Source organism: Bradyrhizobium sp. USDA 4538, from assembly GCF_024171045.1.
GTDB lineage: Bacteria > Pseudomonadota > Alphaproteobacteria > Rhizobiales > Xanthobacteraceae > Bradyrhizobium > Bradyrhizobium australafricanum.
Genome location: NZ_JALJZE010000001.1, coordinates 5,421,772 through 5,437,784, shown reverse-complemented (window position 1 = coordinate 5,437,784; position 16,013 = coordinate 5,421,772). Strand labels below are relative to the sequence as shown.

Below are 16,013 nucleotides of genomic sequence, written 5' to 3'. Positions count from 1 at the left end.
ATGCGGCAGCATCGAACCCGGAATGACGATCGAATTTCATCAACTCGAGATTCCGGATCGATCCCATGGACCGTCCGGAATGACGGGATTGGTTACCGCACCAGCTCCCGCATCGCGTTCTCCAGACCTTCGATCGTGATCGGATACATGCGCTCGGAGAACAGGCGGCGGATGATGGTGGTCGATTCCGAATAGTCCCAGTGCTTCTGCGCCACTGGATTGAGCCATACCGCGTGCGGATAGGTGCGGATGATGCGGTCGAGCCAGACCGAGCCGGCCTCTTCATTGACATGCTCGACCGAGCCGCCGGGAACCATGATCTCGTAAGGCGACATCGAGGCGTCGCCCACGAACACCACCTTGTAGTCGTGCGGGTACTTGTGCAGCACGTCCCAGGTCGGCGTGCGATCGGTGAAGCGCCGCTTGTTCTGCTTCCACACGCCCTCATAGAGGCAGTTGTGGAAGTAGAAATATTCCATGTGCTTGAATTCGCTCTTGGCGGCCGAGAACAGTTCCTCGACCTGCTCGATATGCGAATCCATCGAGCCGCCGATATCGAAGAACACCAGCACCTTGACCGCGTTGCGCCGCTCGGGGCGCATGTGCACGTCGAGATAGCCGTGGTTGGCGGTCTCCTTGATCGTGGTGTCGAGGTCGAGCTCGTCGGGCGCGCCGGTGCGCGCGAACTTGCGCAGCCGCCGCAGCGCCACCTTGATGTTGCGGATGCCGAGCTCGACATTGCCGTCGAGATCCTTGAACTCGCGCTTGTCCCACACCTTCACGGCGCGGTTGTTGCGGTTCTTCTCCTGCCCAATGCGGACGCCCTCGGGATTATAGCCATGGGCGCCGAACGGCGAGGTGCCGGCGGTGCCGATCCACTTGCTGCCGCCCTGGTGGCGGCCCTTCTGTTCCTCGAGCCGCTTCTTCAGGGTCTCCATGAGCTTGTCCCAGCCCATGGCCTCGATCTGCTTCTTCTCTTCCTCGGTGAGATATTTCTCCGCGAGCTTCTTCAGCCACTCCTCGGGGATCTCCGCCTTGCCCATGGCGTCGAGCAGGCTCTCGAGCCCCTTGAACACGGTGCCGAACACGCGGTCGAACTTGTCGAGATTGCGCTCGTCCTTCACCAACGCGGCGCGCGACAAATAGTAGAAGTTCTCGACCGTCTGCTCGGCGAGATCGGCGTCAAGCGCTTCCATCAAGGTCAGATATTCCCGTAGCGTCACGGGGACCTGGGCGTCGCGCAGCGATGTGAAAAACTGCAGGAACATACCCACCTAGATCGCCCGCTGGGCCGGTGGCGTCAAGGGCCCCCGGCCGTGCTTCATCCCGAGATCAGCCATCCACTTTCACCGGGTTACCTCCGCCGCCGTCGGTCCGTGGCGGCGCCCGCGCCACCGCGGCAAGGTCGCGCCACGCCGGCGATCATTCCGCAGAACGGAAAGATGATGCATGACATTCCATGGCGGAAGCCCACATCGGTACCGCTGCGCTGCGGAATCCGCGCTAGACCGCCCGGCTTTTTCAATTAGAATTGTACCGGACAAGATATCGGAGAGGACACGCGACCGCTGCGAGAGCGGTCGTTTCGTGTGGGGGCCCGGGCCGCCGACGAACGAAGCAAGGCAAACAGATAGATGAAATTCACGGGTACCAAGGACTACGTCGCCACCGATGACCTCAAGGTCGCCGTCAATGCCGCCATCGTGCTCGAGCGCCCGCTGCTGGTGAAGGGCGAGCCCGGCACCGGCAAGACCGTGCTGGCCGAGGAAGTCGCCAAGGCGATCGACGCGCCGCTTTTGACCTGGCACATCAAGTCGACCACCAAGGCGCAGCAGGGCCTCTACGAATACGATGCCGTCTCGCGACTGCGCGACAGCCAGCTCGGCGACGCCCGCGTGTCCGACATCAAGAACTACATCAAGCGCGGCAAGCTGTGGGAGGCCTTCACCAACGAGAAGCGCCCAGTGCTGCTGATCGACGAGATCGACAAGGCCGACATCGAATTCCCCAACGATCTGCTGCTCGAACTCGACCGCATGGAATTCCACGTCTACGAGACCGGCGAGACCATCAAGGCGAAGCTGCGCCCGATCGTGATGATCACGTCGAACAACGAGAAGGAACTGCCGGACGCCTTCCTGCGCCGCTGCTTCTTCCACTACATCAAGTTCCCCGACAACGAGACGATGGGCAAGATCGTCGACGTGCATTTCCCCGGTATCAAGAAGCGCCTGGTGGAAGAGGCGCTGCGGATCTTCTTCGAAGTCCGCGAGGTGCCGGGCCTGAAGAAGAAGCCCTCGACCTCGGAACTGCTCGACTGGCTCAAGCTGCTGTTGAACGAGGACATCACCCCCGAGATGCTGCGCGAGCGCGATCCGCGCAAGCTGATCCCGCCGCTGCATGGCGCGCTGCTCAAGAACGAGCAGGATGTGCATCTGTTCGAGCGGCTGGCTTTCCTCAGCCGCCGCGAAGTCTAGTTCCGATATCGGCAAACGCCGGGGCGATGGCTCCGGCGTTTTGCTTCTGCAGCTCAACAAACAAGCCAACAAGCAAGAAGACCAGGGAAGATGAACGTCCAGACCCAGATCCGGGCCGCCGAGCCCGTCACGACAGAGCACTTCGACGTCCTGATCGCAGGCGCCGGCATCTCCGGCGTCGGCGCCGCCTACCACCTCACCACGCAATGCCCCGGCACCAGCTTCGTGGTGCTGGAGACGCAGAAGACTTTTGGCGGTACCTGGTCCACCCACCGCTATCCCGGCATCCGCTCCGACAGCGACCTGCACACCTTCGGCTATCGCTTCAAGCCGTGGACCAGCGCGCCGATCGCGACCGCGGCCGAGATCCTGAAGTACATGGGCGAGGTGATCGAGGAGAACGACATCGCCCGTCACATCCGCTACCGCCACGCCATCACCGCGGCGAAGTGGTCGAACGAAACCAATCTCTGGACCATCGATGCGACGCGCATCGACACCGGCGAGCGGCTGCGCTTCACCACCAACTTCTTCTGGATGTGCCAGGGCTATTATCGCCACGACGCGGGCTATACGCCCGAATGGACCGACATGGCGAAGTTCAAGGGCACCGTCGTGCATCCGCAGACCTGGCCCGACGACCTCGACTACAAGGGCAAGCGCGTGGTCGTGATCGGCTCCGGCGCCACCGCCGCGACCCTGATCCCGGCGATGGCCAAGGACGCCGGCCATGTCACCATGCTGCAGCGCTCACCGACCTATTTCCGCACCGGCCGCAACGCCATCGAGATCGCCGAGGAGCTGCGCAGGCTGCAGGTCGACGAGCACTGGATCCACGAGATCACCCGCCGCAAGATCCTGTTCGAGCAGGACGCCTTCACCAGGCGGACCTTCGCCGAGCCCGAGGGCGCCAAGAAGGACCTGCTGGCAGCGGTCGAAGCCGTCCTCGGCAAGGACTACGACATCGCCACGCATTTCACGCCGAGCTACCGGCCGTGGCGGCAGCGCATCGCCTTCGTGCCGGATGCCGACCTGTTCCACGCCATCAAGGGCGGCAAGGCGTCGGTCGTCACCGACGAGATCGACCGCTTCACCGAGACGGGCATCCTGCTCAAGTCCGGCAAGCAGCTCGAGGCCGACATCATTATCACCGCGACCGGCTTCCACCTCTCCGCCAACGGCGGCATCGACTTCGAGATCGACGGCAAGCCGCTCGACTTCGCCGATACCGTGACCTATCGCGGCATGATGTTCACCGGCGTGCCGAACCTCGTCTGGGTGTTCGGCTATTTCCGCGCCAGCTGGACCTTGCGCGTCGATCTGGTCGGCGACTTCGTCTGCCGCCTGCTGCAGCACATGAAGGCGACCGGCGCGAACAAGGTGACGCCGGAACTGCGCCCCGAAGACCACAACATGCCGCTGCTGCCGTGGATCGATCCGGAGAACTTCAACCCCGGCTACATGATGCGCGGCATGCACCTCTTGCCGAAGCGCGGCGACAAGCCGGAGTGGCAGCACAACCAGGATTACTGGGCCGAGAAGGACGAATTCCCGGCGATCGACCTCAAGGACAAGGCGTTCGTCTACGGCTGAGCTCCTGATATTAGTCCCGTCATCCTGAGGAGCGCGTAGCGCGTCTCGAAGGATGCACGGCCCCACTCGGGCCGTCGTGCTTCGAGACGGCCGCTTCGCGGCCTCCTCAGCATGACGGTGTTAGACACAGCGCGCTGATCAAGAAGCAACATCGCGTACGCCTCTATTCCGTCACGCATACTCCGGCAGCTTCGCAGCCGCCTCGGGTGCCTTGCCGCGGATCATGTCGGAGGCCTTGTCGGCGATCATCAAGGTCGAGGCGTTGAGATTGGCTGAGATCATCCGCGGCATGATCGAGGCGTCGATCACGCGCAGGCCCTCCATGCCATGGACCCGAAGCTGGTCGTCGACCACCGCCCACGGCGCGTCCGCCGGTCCCATCCGGCAGGTGCAGCCGGGATGGAAGGTGGTGGTGCCGCGCTGGGTCGCGGCCGCGAGCAGCTCGTCGTCGCTCGTGACCTTCGGGCCCGGAAAGTCCTCATAGGCGTAATACGGACTGAGCGGCTCGGAGGCGAGCAGCCGGCGCGCCAGCTTCATGCCGGCAACGACGACGCGGCGGTCGATCTCCTCGGCGAGGTAGTTGGTCTGGATGATCGGCGGCGCGAACGGATCGGCGGAGCGGATCCGGACATAGCCGCGGCTCTCCGGCCGCTGCTGCCATGACGCCACCGTCATGCCGGGCTCGTCCTCGAGCTGGCCCTGCACGCCTTCCTTGTAGCTCGCCGGCGTGAAGGTGAGCTGCAGATCGGAGCTCTCGGTGGTCTCGCCGGAATGCCAGAAGCAGTAGACCATGGTCGGCGACAGCGACAGCAGGCCGCGCCGCGTCGTCGCCCATTTGATCGCCTCGCCCCACAGGCTGAAGCCGCGGCGAAGCTCGTTGATGGTCCTGATGTTCTTGACCCGCGCCACCGAGCGCGGCGCGTAGTGATCTTGCAGGCCTTCACCGACGCCGGGGAGCGCGTGGCGCACCTCGATGCCGTGCGCCTGCAGCAGCTCGGGCGCGCCGACGCCGGAGAGCTGCAACAGCTGCGGCGAGTTGTAGGCGCCGCCGGAGAGGATGATCTCCTTGGTGGCGCGGATCTCCAGGGGATCGCCGTGCTTGCCGCCGCGGTTGTAGCGCACGCCGACCGCGCGCTTGCCCTCGAAGATGATGCCGGTGACATGCGCATGCGTGCGCACATCGACATTGGGCCGCCGCCGCGCCGGATGCAGGAACGCGGTCGCGGCGCTGACCCGGCGGCCGTTTAGGATGGTGCGCTGGCAGTACGACACGCCCTCCTGGATCTGGCCGTTGTAATCGGGATTGCGCGGAATGCCGAGGCTGACCGCGCCCGCCATGAAGGCCTCGCAGAGTGGATCCTGCCAGTCCATGGTGGTGACGGTGAGGTTGCCGTCGCGGCCGCGATAGGTGTCGTCGCCCTCGCCGATCCGCCTCTCCATGCGCCGGAAATAGGGCAGCACGTCAGGATAGCCCCAGCCGCGATTGCCGAGCTGCGCCCAGGTGTCGAAATCCTGGCGCTGGCCGCGATTATAAATGTGACCGTTGATCGAGGACGAGCCGCCGAGCGTCTTGCCGCGCGGCGCATAGATGCTGCGCCCGCCGGTGTAGGGACCCACCTCCTGCTGATAGGCCCAGTTCACGCTCTTCATATGGAAGGTCTTGATGAAGCCGGCCGGCAGATGGATGTAGGGATGCCAGTCGCTCGGCCCCGCCTCGAGCACGCACACCTTGGTGCCTGCGTCTTCACTCAAGCGGTTGGTCAGCACGCTCCCGGCGGAGCCTGCGCCGATGATCACATAATCGAACGTTTCCATCGTCTCGTTTCTGGCGCCGACTATCGTGTCAGCGCGGCTTTTCGTTGAGTTGATAGGTCAGATGCGCCTTCACCGTCGGCCATTCGCTGGCGATGATGCTGTAAACCACGGTGTCGCGCAACGTGCCGTTGGGCGCGATCTGATGGCTGCGCAGAATGCCGTCCTGCTTCGCACCCAGACGCTCGATGCCACGCCGGCTCTGGTGATTGAAGAAATGCGTGCGGAACTCGACCGCGATGCAATCAAGCTTCTCGAAGGCATGGGTCAGCAGTAGCAGTTTGCACTGCGTATTGACCGCGCTGCGCTGCACACGCTTGGCGTACCAGGTCGAGCCGATCTCAACGCGACGGTTCGACGTGTCGACGTTCATGTAGGTCGTCATGCCGGAAATCTTGCCGTCGGCGTCGAACACCGTGAACGGCAGCATCGATCCGGCCTTTTGCAGGCCGAGCCGGCGGTCGATCTCCTTGGCCATGTTCTCCGGCTGCGGGATCGCGGTGTACCAGAGCTTTGACAGCTCGCCGTCCTTCACCGCCTCGACCAGCCCGTCGCGATGATCGTATGACAACGGCTCCAGCCGCGCATGCGCGCCGCGAAGGGTGACCGGTTCAAGCCAGGGCATTCGAGATCTCTCCATCTTTGTCATTCCGGGGCGATGCGCAGCATCGAACCGGAATCTCGAGATTCCCCGATGCGCAATTGCGCATCTGAGGTCTGGTGCTTCGCACCATCCCGGAATGACGATTGCGCTTCGCGAACCGCAATCGTCATCTATTCAGAAAATTCAGCGGCAATCCCGGCCGCGGCCAGTCCATCGCGATCAGCTCGCCCTTGCCCGACAGCGTGATGTAGGCGGTCTTCAGCTCGGGGCCGCCGAAGGCGATGTTGGTGGTGACGCGGTCGCCGGTCGGCACCTGCTCGACCACGGTGCCGTCGGGCGCGATCACCGAGATGCAGCCCGAGACCAGCGTCGCGACGCAGACATTGCCGTTCGCTTCCACGGCGAGCGAGTCGAACATCTGGTAGCCGCCGAGGCCGGCGATCGGCTTGCCGCGCTCGCCGCGATAGATCACGTCGCGCGGCTTGACGGTGCCGGGCTCTGAAACTTCATACGCCCACAGCCGCGCGGTCGGCGTCTCCGCGATGTAGACGGTCTTCTCGTCCGGCGACAGGCCGATGCCGTTGGCCGGCAGGATGCCGTGCACCGCCTCGACGATCTCGTTCATGCCGGGCTTCAGATAGTAGAACGCGCCGACATCCATGTCGCGGGCACGGCGCTTGCCGAGGTCCGAGAACCACAGGCCGCCTTGCCTGTCGAACACCAGATCGTTCGGCCCGCGCAGTTCGTGCTCGCCGCATTTCGTCACCACGGTCTCGACCTTGCCGGATTGCAGATCGACGCGCTGGATCGAGCCGCCGAGATAATCCTCCGGCTGCGGCCCCGGCATGATCATGTTGCGGGTCGGAATCCAGGAGAAGCCACCATTGTTGCAGATGTACATCTTGCCGTCCGGGCCGAGCGCCGCGCCGTTCGGGCCGCCCGGCACCTTGGCGACGATCTCCTTGCGCCCGTCGGGATAGACCCGCGTCAGCCGCTGGCCGCGGATTTCGACCAGCACGACCGAACCGTCGGGCATGACGACCGGACCTTCGGGAAACTCCAGATCGGTGGCGAGAACTCGGATATTGGCCATGGCATCCTCCCGGCTCTTTGGCTGCAGGCGGATTCCGAACGGCCCCGCACGCGCAACGTTGTTGTTTCATCCTGTTATGGCAAACGGGGTTTGGCTTGCCAAGCAATGGCCCCGCAAGGCTGCCCGGCGTTGGGGTGGGAGGGGCGCGCCGCGAATGCCCCTGTCGTCCCTGCCTAGTGCGCAATTGCGCACTAGGCAGGGACGACACCGAGTAGGTGGCACGGTCAGTGAGTCAAACTTCCGCGTTCTCGCTACACTGTCCGAGCTTCGCGCTTCGGATAAAGCGAATTATTTCGCGCGCGAGGATTGACAGGTTTTGCTGAGTTGCCCGTCGGGTTGTTTTGTCGCACCCCTCTCCGTCGTCATTCCCCAGTGCGCAATTGCGCGCCTGAGGGCGCGCCTCCTGGCGCGAGCCTCGGAATGACGGAGAGAGAATGGGCGCGCGCTAGCTCAGCGTGCCCGCATGCACCCACCAGCCGGGGTGACCGGCGCGGAGTTGTTCGCCGGCCGCCTCGGCGTCGGCGTCGGTTCCGAACACGGCAAAGCAGGTCGCGCCCGAGCCCGACATGCGCACCAGACGAACGCCCCGGGTCTCACGCAGCGCGGACAGCACGTCGCTGATGACGGGCTCAATACGCGCCGCGGGGGCTTCGAGATCGTTGGTGCCGCGCTCCAGCGCCGCGATCCAATCGTCGATCACGCGGCCGGCTTCCGGCCATGACGGCGCCTGCATCACGACGTCGGTGGCGCCGATCAGGAGCTCGCCGTTGCGCAGACCGAGCGCATTGAAGACGTCCCTGGTCGCAACCGGCACGCGCGGATTGACCAGCACGCACGGCATTTTCGGCAGGTCGAGCGGCAGCAGGCCTTCGCCGACGCCGGTCATGTCGCAGGCGCGCGAGGCGACGCACACCGGCACGTCGGCACCGGTCTGCAGCGCGACCTCCATGATCCTGCTATCGTCGAGCGAGAGCTCGTTGAGCCGCGCCAACAGCCGCAGCGCCGCCGCGGCATCCGCCGAGCCGCCGCCGATGCCGGCCGCAACGGGCAGCACCTTCTCCAGCGTGAAGTGGCCGACCTCGAGGTCCGCGACGCGCTCGCCGAGCAGCCGCGCGGCCTTCAGCACCAGATTGTCAGAGGTGTCGCCGCAGGCATCGGCCAGCGGCCCCGCCATCGAAAGCGACAGCCCCGGTCCCGGCTCGAGCGTGAGGCGATCGGCACAATCGGCAAACGCGACGACGCTCTCCAAGTCGTGAAACCCGTCGACGCGCCGCCCGACAACCTTCAGCGTCAGGTTGACCTTGGCACGCCCTTCTTCAATCAGCGCCGGCACGGCGATAAACCCCTAAAAAACACACATCGTGATGCGATTAGCGTAAATCGCCGCACGATCCTATCCCTTTGTTTGGATGGAAATTCCGCCATGACTCGTCATGCCCGGGCATAGCCGTCTGAAGGACGGCGTCGCTTCCGCTCGCCTATGACCCGGGCATCTATCAACCAAGAACGAATTTCTCGAAGGGATGGATGGCCGGGCCAAGCCCGGCCATGACGGGCAAACGTCAATGCCCGGGACATCTTGCGCGAAGACGCGCTTCGCGCTTTTGCCCGGGCATCACGGTATTTTATGAAGTTGCAGCGCGACGACCGCCGCTCAACCACCCTTGCCGTCGTCGTCCTTCTTCTTCTCGGCGGCGGCGGCGTTGGAGGTGTCGTCCGGCAGGCCGTTGTCGATCTTGGCCTGGATCTTCGGCAGCTCTTCCGGCTCGGGCTTGAGGTCGCGGGCATGGGCCCACTGGAACTTGGCTTCCAGGGTGCGGCCGACGCGCCAGTAGGCGTCGCCGAGATGGTCGTTGATGGTCGGATCTTCCGGCTTCAGATCGATCGCGCGCTCGAGGTTCTTCACCGCCTCCTCGTAATTGCCGATCCGGTAATAGGCCCAGCCGAGCGAGTCGACGATGTAGCCGTCGTCAGGGCGCTGATCGACGGCACGCTTGATCATCTTCATGCCTTCGTCGAGGTTGATGCCCTGATCGATCCAGGAATAGCCGAGATAGTTCAGCACATGCGGCTGCTCGGGCTGCAGCTCGAGCGCCTTGCGCATGTCGGCCTCGGCCTTGTTCCACTGCTTGGAGCGCTCCTCGCAGATGCCGCGATAGTAATAGGTGACCCAGGCGTTCTTGTCGCCGCCGGCCGGCAGCGCGTCGATCGCCTGCGAATAAGTGGTGGCGCAGTCGGCGAACTTCTTGCGGCCGCGCTCGATATTGCCGAGCGCCAGGATCGCCTCGATGTCCTTCGGCTGATCCGAGGTGACTTCCTTGAGGATCTTGATCGCCTCGTCGCTGCGGTCGGCGGCATCGAGATTGGTCGCGAGCTGGATCTGCGCGTTGCGCTTCAGCGGCGAGGACGCCGGCATCCGCTCGTAGACCTTGATCGCCATCTGCGGCTTCTTCACCGATTCATAGAGATCGGCGAGCGACAGCAGCGCCAGCGGATGGTTGGGCTGCAGATAGAGCGCGAGCTGCAGATAGACCAGCGCGAGGTCCTCGCCGCCGCGGCGGGTCAGCGTCGCGCCGATGCCGTACAGCGCCTCGGCCGCGCCGGCCTGCGGCGACTCGACCAGCGGCGGCAGCTTCTTGCCGGCCTTGGTCTCCTTGATGCCTTCCAGCACCAGCGGGTGACGCGGCAGCTTCTTGTCGAAGGCTTCGTACATCGCGGTCGCGGCGGCCGCGTCCTTGTTGCGCGAGGTCCAGCGCGCATATTCGTCGACCGTGCGCAGCATCGAATCATCGAGCTTGTAGACGCGCTCGAAGCGGGCGCCGGCATCCTTCTCCTTGCCGGACAGCTCGTAGATCATGCCGGCATGGAGGTCCTTGAAGATCGGGTACCACTCGGGGCCGGTCAGCTTGTCGATCGAGGCGACCGCGGCCTTGCTGTCGCCGGCGCCATAGGCGGCCCAGGCCGACAGCAGCGTCGCGACGAGATCGGTGATCGGGCCGCGCACCGACTGGTTGATGTTGGACTGCGCGGCGGCATATTTCTTCAGCTTGAGATCGCGCACGCCGACGACCAGGCGCGCAACGCGGTTGGCCTTGTCCTGGGTGAGGATGCGGTCGGCGAGCTTGACCGCCTCCTCGATATCGCCGTCGGCGAGCGAGGAGATGAAGGCGCGGTCGAGCAGCTCGGAATTCTTCGGGTCGGTGCGCAGCGCCGAGCGGTAGAACGTCGCGGCCGAGGTCGCATCGCGCTCGACGCTGGCGTGGCGGGCGGCGAGATAGCTGCCGGCGGTGGTCAGCGACTTCAGGTCGTTCTTGGACGGGAATTGCGCGGTATTGTCGGTCGGATGGTCCGGCGTTTGCGCTGCAAGCTGCGCAGGCACGGCAAGCGCCGCGGCAGCGAGAACGGCAATCGTCAGGCGGTGGAATCGGGTGGACAGCATCACGGTCGCCTTGCTCCAGGGATTTACGCCAAGATGGATTTTATGGCCAAGATCTTGCGATCAGTCTCAAAATGCGAACCCAAGCGGCGGCATCACGGCGGGGGACAATGCCGCTTTTGGCGCTCATCCGCAAGGATCGCCCAAAGGCAACCCATGACGAATCAATTGGCAGATTAGGCCTTTAGGCCCGCCGATCCAGCCAGCCCCCGCAAGACGCTTCCACTATGGCGGTATCGTGACCGGGCCGGGCATATTCGCGCGCGGACGCAAAAAGGCGCGAGATAAGGGCGCCACGGCACCCCTTTTCGCGCCTTCTGTTGTAACCGGGGGTGCAATCCGGCCGCTCCACGCGCGGAGAGGCCAAGCGGAGGTTGCGGCAACTCGCGCAGCCGCCTCACGCAAATGTGGTCGGCCGCCTTGAGCTCACCCTGGCCTTACATCGCCTCGTAGTTCGGACCGCCGCCGCCCTCCGGCGGAACCCAGGTGATGTTGCCGTTGGGGTCCTTCACGTCGCAGGTTTTGCAGTGGACGCAGTTCTGGGCGTTGATCTGAAAGCGCGGACCCGTCGATTCCTCGACCCATTCATAAACGCCGGCCGGGCAATAGCGGTTGGAAGGACCGGCGAACACGTCGTGTTCCGAGGTCTTCTGCAGATTGAGATCGGCGACCTTGAGATGGACCGGCTGGTCCTCCTCATGGTTGGTGTTGGACAGGAACACCGACGACAGCTTGTCGAACGAGATCTTGCCGTCCGGCTTCGGATAGGCGATCGGCTGGTGCTGCTTGGACGGATCGAGCGTCTTGCGGTCCGGCTTGGCATGCGACTGGGTGCCGAACAGCGAGAAGCCGAGCGTGTTGCACCACATGTCGAAGCCGGAGAGCGCCATGCCGAGCAGGTTGCCGAACTTCGACAGCAACGGCTTGGCATTGCGGACTTTGAACAGGTCCTTGCCGATCGCCGACGAGCGCCAGGCGTTCTCGTATTCGACGAGCTCGTCATTGGCGCGGCCGGCGCCGAGCGCGGCCGCGACATGCTCGGCGGCGAGCATGCCGGAGCCCATCGCATTGTGGACGCCCTTGATGCGCGGCACGTTGACGAAGCCCGCCGCGCAGCCGATCAGCGCGCCGCCCGGGAACGAGAGCCGCGGCACCGACTGGTAGCCGCCCTCGGTGATGGCGCGCGCGCCATAGGCGAGCCGCTTGCCGCCCTCGAACAGCTCGCGGACATCGGGATGGGTCTTGAAGCGCTGGAATTCGTCGAACGGCGACAAATACGGATCGTTGTAGTTCAGATGCACCACGAAGCCGACCGCGACGCGGTTGTCGTCGTAGTGATAGAGGAACGAGCCGCCGCCGGTCTTGTCGTTCAGCGGCCAGCCGAGCGTGTGCTGAACCCGACCCTTCTTGTGCTTCGCCGGGTCGATCTGCCAGACCTCCTTGAGGCCGATGCCGAACTTCGGCGGCTCGGAGTTGGCATCGAGATTGAACTTCGCGATCAGCTGCTTGGACAGCGAGCCGCGTGCGCCTTCGGCGAACAGCGTGTACTTGCCGAGCAGCTCCATGCCGCGGGTGTAGGAATCCTTGTGGCTACCGTCCCTGGCGATGCCCATGTCGCCGGTGGCGATGCCGCGCACCGCGCCCTTGTCGTCATAAAGCACTTCGGCCGCGGCAAAGCCCGGATAGATCTCGACGCCGAGCGCTTCCGCCTTCGGTGCCAGCCAGCGGCAGACATTGCCGAGCGAGCCGATGTAGCAGTGATGATTGTTCATCAGCGGCGGCATGATGAAGTTCGGCAGGCGGAACCAGCCTTGCGACGTCGTCCAGTAGAAGCGGTCGTCCTTGACCTGCGTCTTCAGAGGACAGTCGGCATCCTCGCGCCAGTCGGGCACGAGCTTGTCGAGCCCGGCCGGATCGATCACCGCACCCGAGAGGATGTGCGCGCCGACCTCGGAGCCCTTCTCCACCACGACGATCGAGAGCTCCGGATTGAGCTGCTTCAGCCGGATCGCTGCCGACAGGCCCGACGGGCCGGCGCCGACGATGACGACGTCGAATTCCATAGACTCGCGCGGAGGAAGGTCTTCAGCACTCATGATCTTTGATCTCAGCCCATTGAGAACGCTTCTAAGCTTTTCACGGGTCGTTGTTTCCGATTTTTGGCGGAAGGACAACCATGGAATTGCGCTTCCATGGGTTTGCACGGCCCGGGTACCGCAAGAGAATGATCTTTTCCGAAAACCGCCCTCCACTTTTCTGGTCGATGCTCTAGATTGCGCCGATGATGGTCCTGCCGCCCGAGCCCACCCCTACACTGCAGCAATTGCTGGCCTTTTACCTCGAGGCCGGGGTCGATTGCGCGCTCGGCGATGCGCCGATCAACCGGCTCGAGGAGCCGGAGCCGGAGCCAGTTCCCGCCCCAGCCGCACCGCGTCCATCAGTTGCGCTCAATCCGCTGCGTCCGCCGCCGATGCTGTCAGTTCCGCGCAGCGAAATCACCGTGGCGCCGGATGCCGCGATCGCCTCCGCGCGCGAGGCTGCGCGGACTGCGCCGACGCTTGAAGCCCTGCGCACGCTGATGGAGAATTTCGACGGCTGCGCGCTCAAGCACACCGCGACCAGGCTGGTGTTCGCCGACGGTAACCCGCAGGCGCGCGTGATGTTCGTCGGCGAGGCACCGGGCCGCGACGAGGACATCGAGGGCCTGCCGTTCGTCGGCCGCTCCGGCAGGCTGCTCGACCGCATGATCGCGGCGATCGGGCTCGACCGCAGCAAAGCCTATATCGCCAACGTGATCCCGTGGCGGCCGCCCGGCAACCGCACGCCGACGCCGCAGGAGACGCAGGTGTGCCTGCCCTTCATCCAGCGCCATATCGAACTCGTGAATCCCGACGTGCTGGTGACGCTCGGCAATCCCTCGACGCAGGCGCTGCTCAGCACCCGCGAGGGCATCATGCGGACGCGCGGCAAATGGATCGACTACGACACCGGCACGCGCACGATCCGCGCCGTCGCCACCTTCCATCCGGCCTATCTGCTGCGCTCGCCGTCGTACAAGCGGCTGTCGTGGCAGGATCTGCGCGCGATCGCGAAGGTGCTGCAGGTGGCGGGCGCGTAGCTTCGTAGCCCGGATGGAGCCAACGGGTCGCGCGGACGCGCGCCCGATGACAGGCTCCGCGCAATCCGGGTGGATCAGGTGGCGTAAACGAGCGGCACCGGATTTCGCTCCGCTTCATCCGGGCTACGGCTCCACGTCAAATCACGTCCCCTTCGGCCGCACGATCGCCCAGCCGATCCGCAGCACCGGCTGCCGTCCGTTGACCAGCCGGTCGAACGAACGCGGCACTTCCGGCACGAGGCCGGGGAAACGCTGCGCGATGTCGGGCGGCGGCGTGCCGGCGGTGTCCTGTGCGCGCCACACCACGACGCCGCCGGTCTCGTTGAATTTTGCGACCGACAGCCACGGCGTCCGCTGCGGCGTGGCGTCGAGCAAAAGATGCGGGCGACGGCGGTTCATTGCAATCAGGCTGGCAAGTTCGGGATCGCCGGCCACCGCGCGCAGGCGCTGGTTGGTGCGACGCTCATAGCTGTCATCGAAGAAGCGGCCCATCGCGGCTGCCGGCAACGAGGTAGACGCCTCCGTGGTGCTGGTCCAGGGCAGGAACAGGGCCGCCGCCAGCGCCAGCGCGGCCGGCGCCGCGACCGCCAGGGCCCAGACCGAACGCAGCAGCCGCTGCCGCCTGAGCGGGATCAGGCCGCCGGTCGCGACCACGACGGCGAGCCCGGACATCAGCAGCACCACGCCGGCGCCGCCGAAGGCGCGATCGAGATTGAACAGCCCGGAGACGAAGCTGCTGGCGATCGCCGGCGCGAACGCGAAGAAATACACGAATTGCCGCGCCAGCTGACTGACGGGCGGACGATAGATAATCGGAGCATCCTCCGTATCGCGGGCGAACCAGCGCGAATTGAGGATCGCCAGCAGCGCGATCGCGGCGGTCGCCACGATCAGCCCGCCGAGCACCACGCCCCAGCGCAGCGCGTGCGCCCTGAGATCGGCGAATGCCGGCAGGACCGGCAGCGCCAGCACGTTGGCGCGGAGCAGCCAGATCAGGTAGGGCAGCGCCAGCACGATGATGACCAGCAGCGCGTAGATCGGATCGACCGATTTGAGCATGCGCCGCCCGCGCTCGGTTGCGAGCGCAAAGCCGATCACCAGCAGGATCATGCCGATCGCCGCCGGCGTCGTCAGCAGCAGGAGGCCGCAATCGATCGACCAGGCGAACCAGGCGCTGCGCCGGTTCTGCCCGATCAGTTGCCAGGAATGCAGCAGCAGCAGCGCCCAGAGCGGGCGCGCCAGGATCAGCGGGCCGAACTCGACGCTTGGCGAGGAGAACACCACGACCGTCATCGAGAGCAGCACCGCCAGCACGCCCTGCGGGCCGCCGACGATGGCGCGCGCCAGGGCGTAAAAGGCGATGAAGGTGACGATTTCGCAGACCTGCGCCAGGAGATAGACGCCGAACACGTGATTGCCGACGGCGCGGAAGGCGATGTCGGCGAGCCAGAACGCGAGCGGCGGCCCCATGTCGGTGCCGACCTGATATTCGCGGCCGAAGGCGAGGATGGTGGCGAGGTTGCCGGGCGGACTGCCGTAGAAGATCGCCGGCAGGAACAGCCAGATCGCGGCCTGCGCCAGCACCACGATCCAGACCACGAGGCGCGGCCGGGCGCGGATCAGTTCGACAACCAGGGAGGTAAACCGCATGAAACGCCTGAAATGCCCCAGCCACCCGTATCAAGCGGCGCCATCTGATCCCGAGCGTTTTTGATAAACGGCGGCGGCGGTGGAGGCAACCGGGCTGGATGTGTCCACGGTGCAAAGTCAAACATCGCTGTCATGCCCCGCGAAGGCGGGCATCCAGTACGCCGCGGCGGCCAGGCTTGAGCACAACGGTCTCTGGAATACTGGATCGCCCGGTCCCGTCTTCGCCAAGG

11 protein-coding genes are annotated in these 16,013 nt (G+C 64.9%); 3 read left to right on the top strand and 8 right to left on the bottom strand.

Going from position 1 to position 16,013, the window contains the following annotated elements; genetic code table 11:
* Positions 1 to 92: 92 nt before the first annotated feature.
* Positions 93 to 1,268, bottom strand: a complete 1,176-nt coding sequence (locus tag J2R78_RS24570; protein ID WP_016847779.1) for a VWA domain-containing protein — start codon at positions 1,266 to 1,268, stop codon at positions 93 to 95.
* Positions 1,269 to 1,634: 366 nt separating this feature from the next.
* On the opposite strand from J2R78_RS24570, the gene J2R78_RS24565 reads away from it, so the two are divergent.
* Both J2R78_RS24565 and J2R78_RS24560 read left to right on the top strand, forming a co-directional pair.
* Positions 1,635 to 2,477 carry a MoxR family ATPase gene (locus tag J2R78_RS24565; RefSeq protein ID WP_016847781.1) on the top strand — a complete coding sequence of 281 codons (843 nt, stop codon included), beginning with the start codon at positions 1,635 to 1,637 and terminating at the stop codon, positions 2,475 to 2,477.
* A gap of 90 nt (positions 2,478 to 2,567) precedes the next feature.
* Positions 2,568 to 4,070: an NAD(P)/FAD-dependent oxidoreductase gene (locus tag J2R78_RS24560; RefSeq protein WP_253607151.1), complete on the top strand. Its 1,503-nt coding sequence runs from the start codon at positions 2,568 to 2,570 to the stop codon at positions 4,068 to 4,070.
* Between the two features lie 171 nt (positions 4,071 to 4,241).
* Here the strand turns inward: J2R78_RS24560 and J2R78_RS24555 are convergent, their stop codons facing one another.
* The 6 genes from J2R78_RS24555 to J2R78_RS24530 form a co-directional block, all read right to left on the bottom strand.
* On the bottom strand, positions 4,242 to 5,885 hold the full coding sequence (locus J2R78_RS24555; protein ID WP_253607150.1) for a GMC family oxidoreductase: 1,644 nt from the start codon (positions 5,883 to 5,885) through the stop codon (positions 4,242 to 4,244).
* A 28-nt stretch (positions 5,886 to 5,913) separates the two neighbouring features.
* Entirely contained in the window at positions 5,914 to 6,507 is a 594-nt protein-coding gene (locus J2R78_RS24550; RefSeq protein ID WP_253607149.1) for a GNAT family N-acetyltransferase, read from the bottom strand.
* Between the two features lie 145 nt (positions 6,508 to 6,652).
* A complete protein-coding gene (locus J2R78_RS24545) occupies positions 6,653 to 7,579 on the bottom strand; it encodes an SMP-30/gluconolactonase/LRE family protein (RefSeq protein WP_038386070.1) in 927 nt (308 codons plus the stop codon).
* A gap of 445 nt (positions 7,580 to 8,024) precedes the next feature.
* Entirely contained in the window at positions 8,025 to 8,912 is an 888-nt protein-coding gene (locus J2R78_RS24540; protein ID WP_253607148.1) for a 4-(cytidine 5'-diphospho)-2-C-methyl-D-erythritol kinase, read from the bottom strand.
* Between the two features lie 321 nt (positions 8,913 to 9,233).
* Positions 9,234 to 11,018, bottom strand: a complete 1,785-nt coding sequence (locus J2R78_RS24535) for a tetratricopeptide repeat protein (RefSeq protein WP_225160009.1) — start codon at positions 11,016 to 11,018, stop codon at positions 9,234 to 9,236.
* Between the two features lie 434 nt (positions 11,019 to 11,452).
* Positions 11,453 to 13,111 (bottom strand): electron transfer flavoprotein-ubiquinone oxidoreductase, encoded by a 1,659-nt coding sequence (locus tag J2R78_RS24530; RefSeq protein ID WP_253607147.1) that lies wholly within the window; start codon positions 13,109 to 13,111, stop codon positions 11,453 to 11,455.
* A gap of 185 nt (positions 13,112 to 13,296) precedes the next feature.
* On the opposite strand from J2R78_RS24530, the gene J2R78_RS24525 reads away from it, so the two are divergent.
* Positions 13,297 to 14,133 carry a uracil-DNA glycosylase family protein gene (locus J2R78_RS24525; protein ID WP_375167055.1) on the top strand — a complete coding sequence of 279 codons (837 nt, stop codon included), beginning with the start codon at positions 13,297 to 13,299 and terminating at the stop codon, positions 14,131 to 14,133.
* A 141-nt stretch (positions 14,134 to 14,274) separates the two neighbouring features.
* Here J2R78_RS24525 and J2R78_RS24520 read toward each other — a convergent pair whose 3' ends face one another.
* Complete coding sequence (locus tag J2R78_RS24520; RefSeq protein WP_253607146.1) at positions 14,275 to 15,783, bottom strand: glycosyltransferase family 39 protein; 1,509 nt, start codon at positions 15,781 to 15,783, stop codon at positions 14,275 to 14,277.
* Positions 15,784 to 16,013 lie beyond the last annotated feature (230 nt).

Excerpts from the sequence above, each read along its gene's own strand:
- J2R78_RS24570 (WP_016847779.1), bottom strand. The coding sequence starts at position 1,268 with ATGTTCCTGCAGTTTTTCACATCGCTGCGCGACGCCCAGGTCCCCGTG.
- J2R78_RS24565 (WP_016847781.1), top strand. The coding sequence starts at position 1,635 with ATGAAATTCACGGGTACCAAGGACTACGTCGCCACCGATGACCTCAAG.
- J2R78_RS24560 (WP_253607151.1), top strand. The coding sequence starts at position 2,568 with ATGAACGTCCAGACCCAGATCCGGGCCGCCGAGCCCGTCACGACAGAG.
- J2R78_RS24555 (WP_253607150.1), bottom strand. The coding sequence starts at position 5,885 with ATGGAAACGTTCGATTATGTGATCATCGGCGCAGGCTCCGCCGGGAGC.
- J2R78_RS24550 (WP_253607149.1), bottom strand. The coding sequence starts at position 6,507 with ATGCCCTGGCTTGAACCGGTCACCCTTCGCGGCGCGCATGCGCGGCTG.
- J2R78_RS24545 (WP_038386070.1), bottom strand. The coding sequence starts at position 7,579 with ATGGCCAATATCCGAGTTCTCGCCACCGATCTGGAGTTTCCCGAAGGT.
- J2R78_RS24535 (WP_225160009.1), bottom strand. The coding sequence starts at position 11,018 with ATGCTGTCCACCCGATTCCACCGCCTGACGATTGCCGTTCTCGCTGCC.
- J2R78_RS24530 (WP_253607147.1), bottom strand. The coding sequence starts at position 13,111 with ATGAGTGCTGAAGACCTTCCTCCGCGCGAGTCTATGGAATTCGACGTC.
- J2R78_RS24525 (WP_375167055.1), top strand. The coding sequence starts at position 13,297 with ATGATGGTCCTGCCGCCCGAGCCCACCCCTACACTGCAGCAATTGCTG.
- J2R78_RS24520 (WP_253607146.1), bottom strand. The coding sequence starts at position 15,783 with ATGCGGTTTACCTCCCTGGTTGTCGAACTGATCCGCGCCCGGCCGCGC.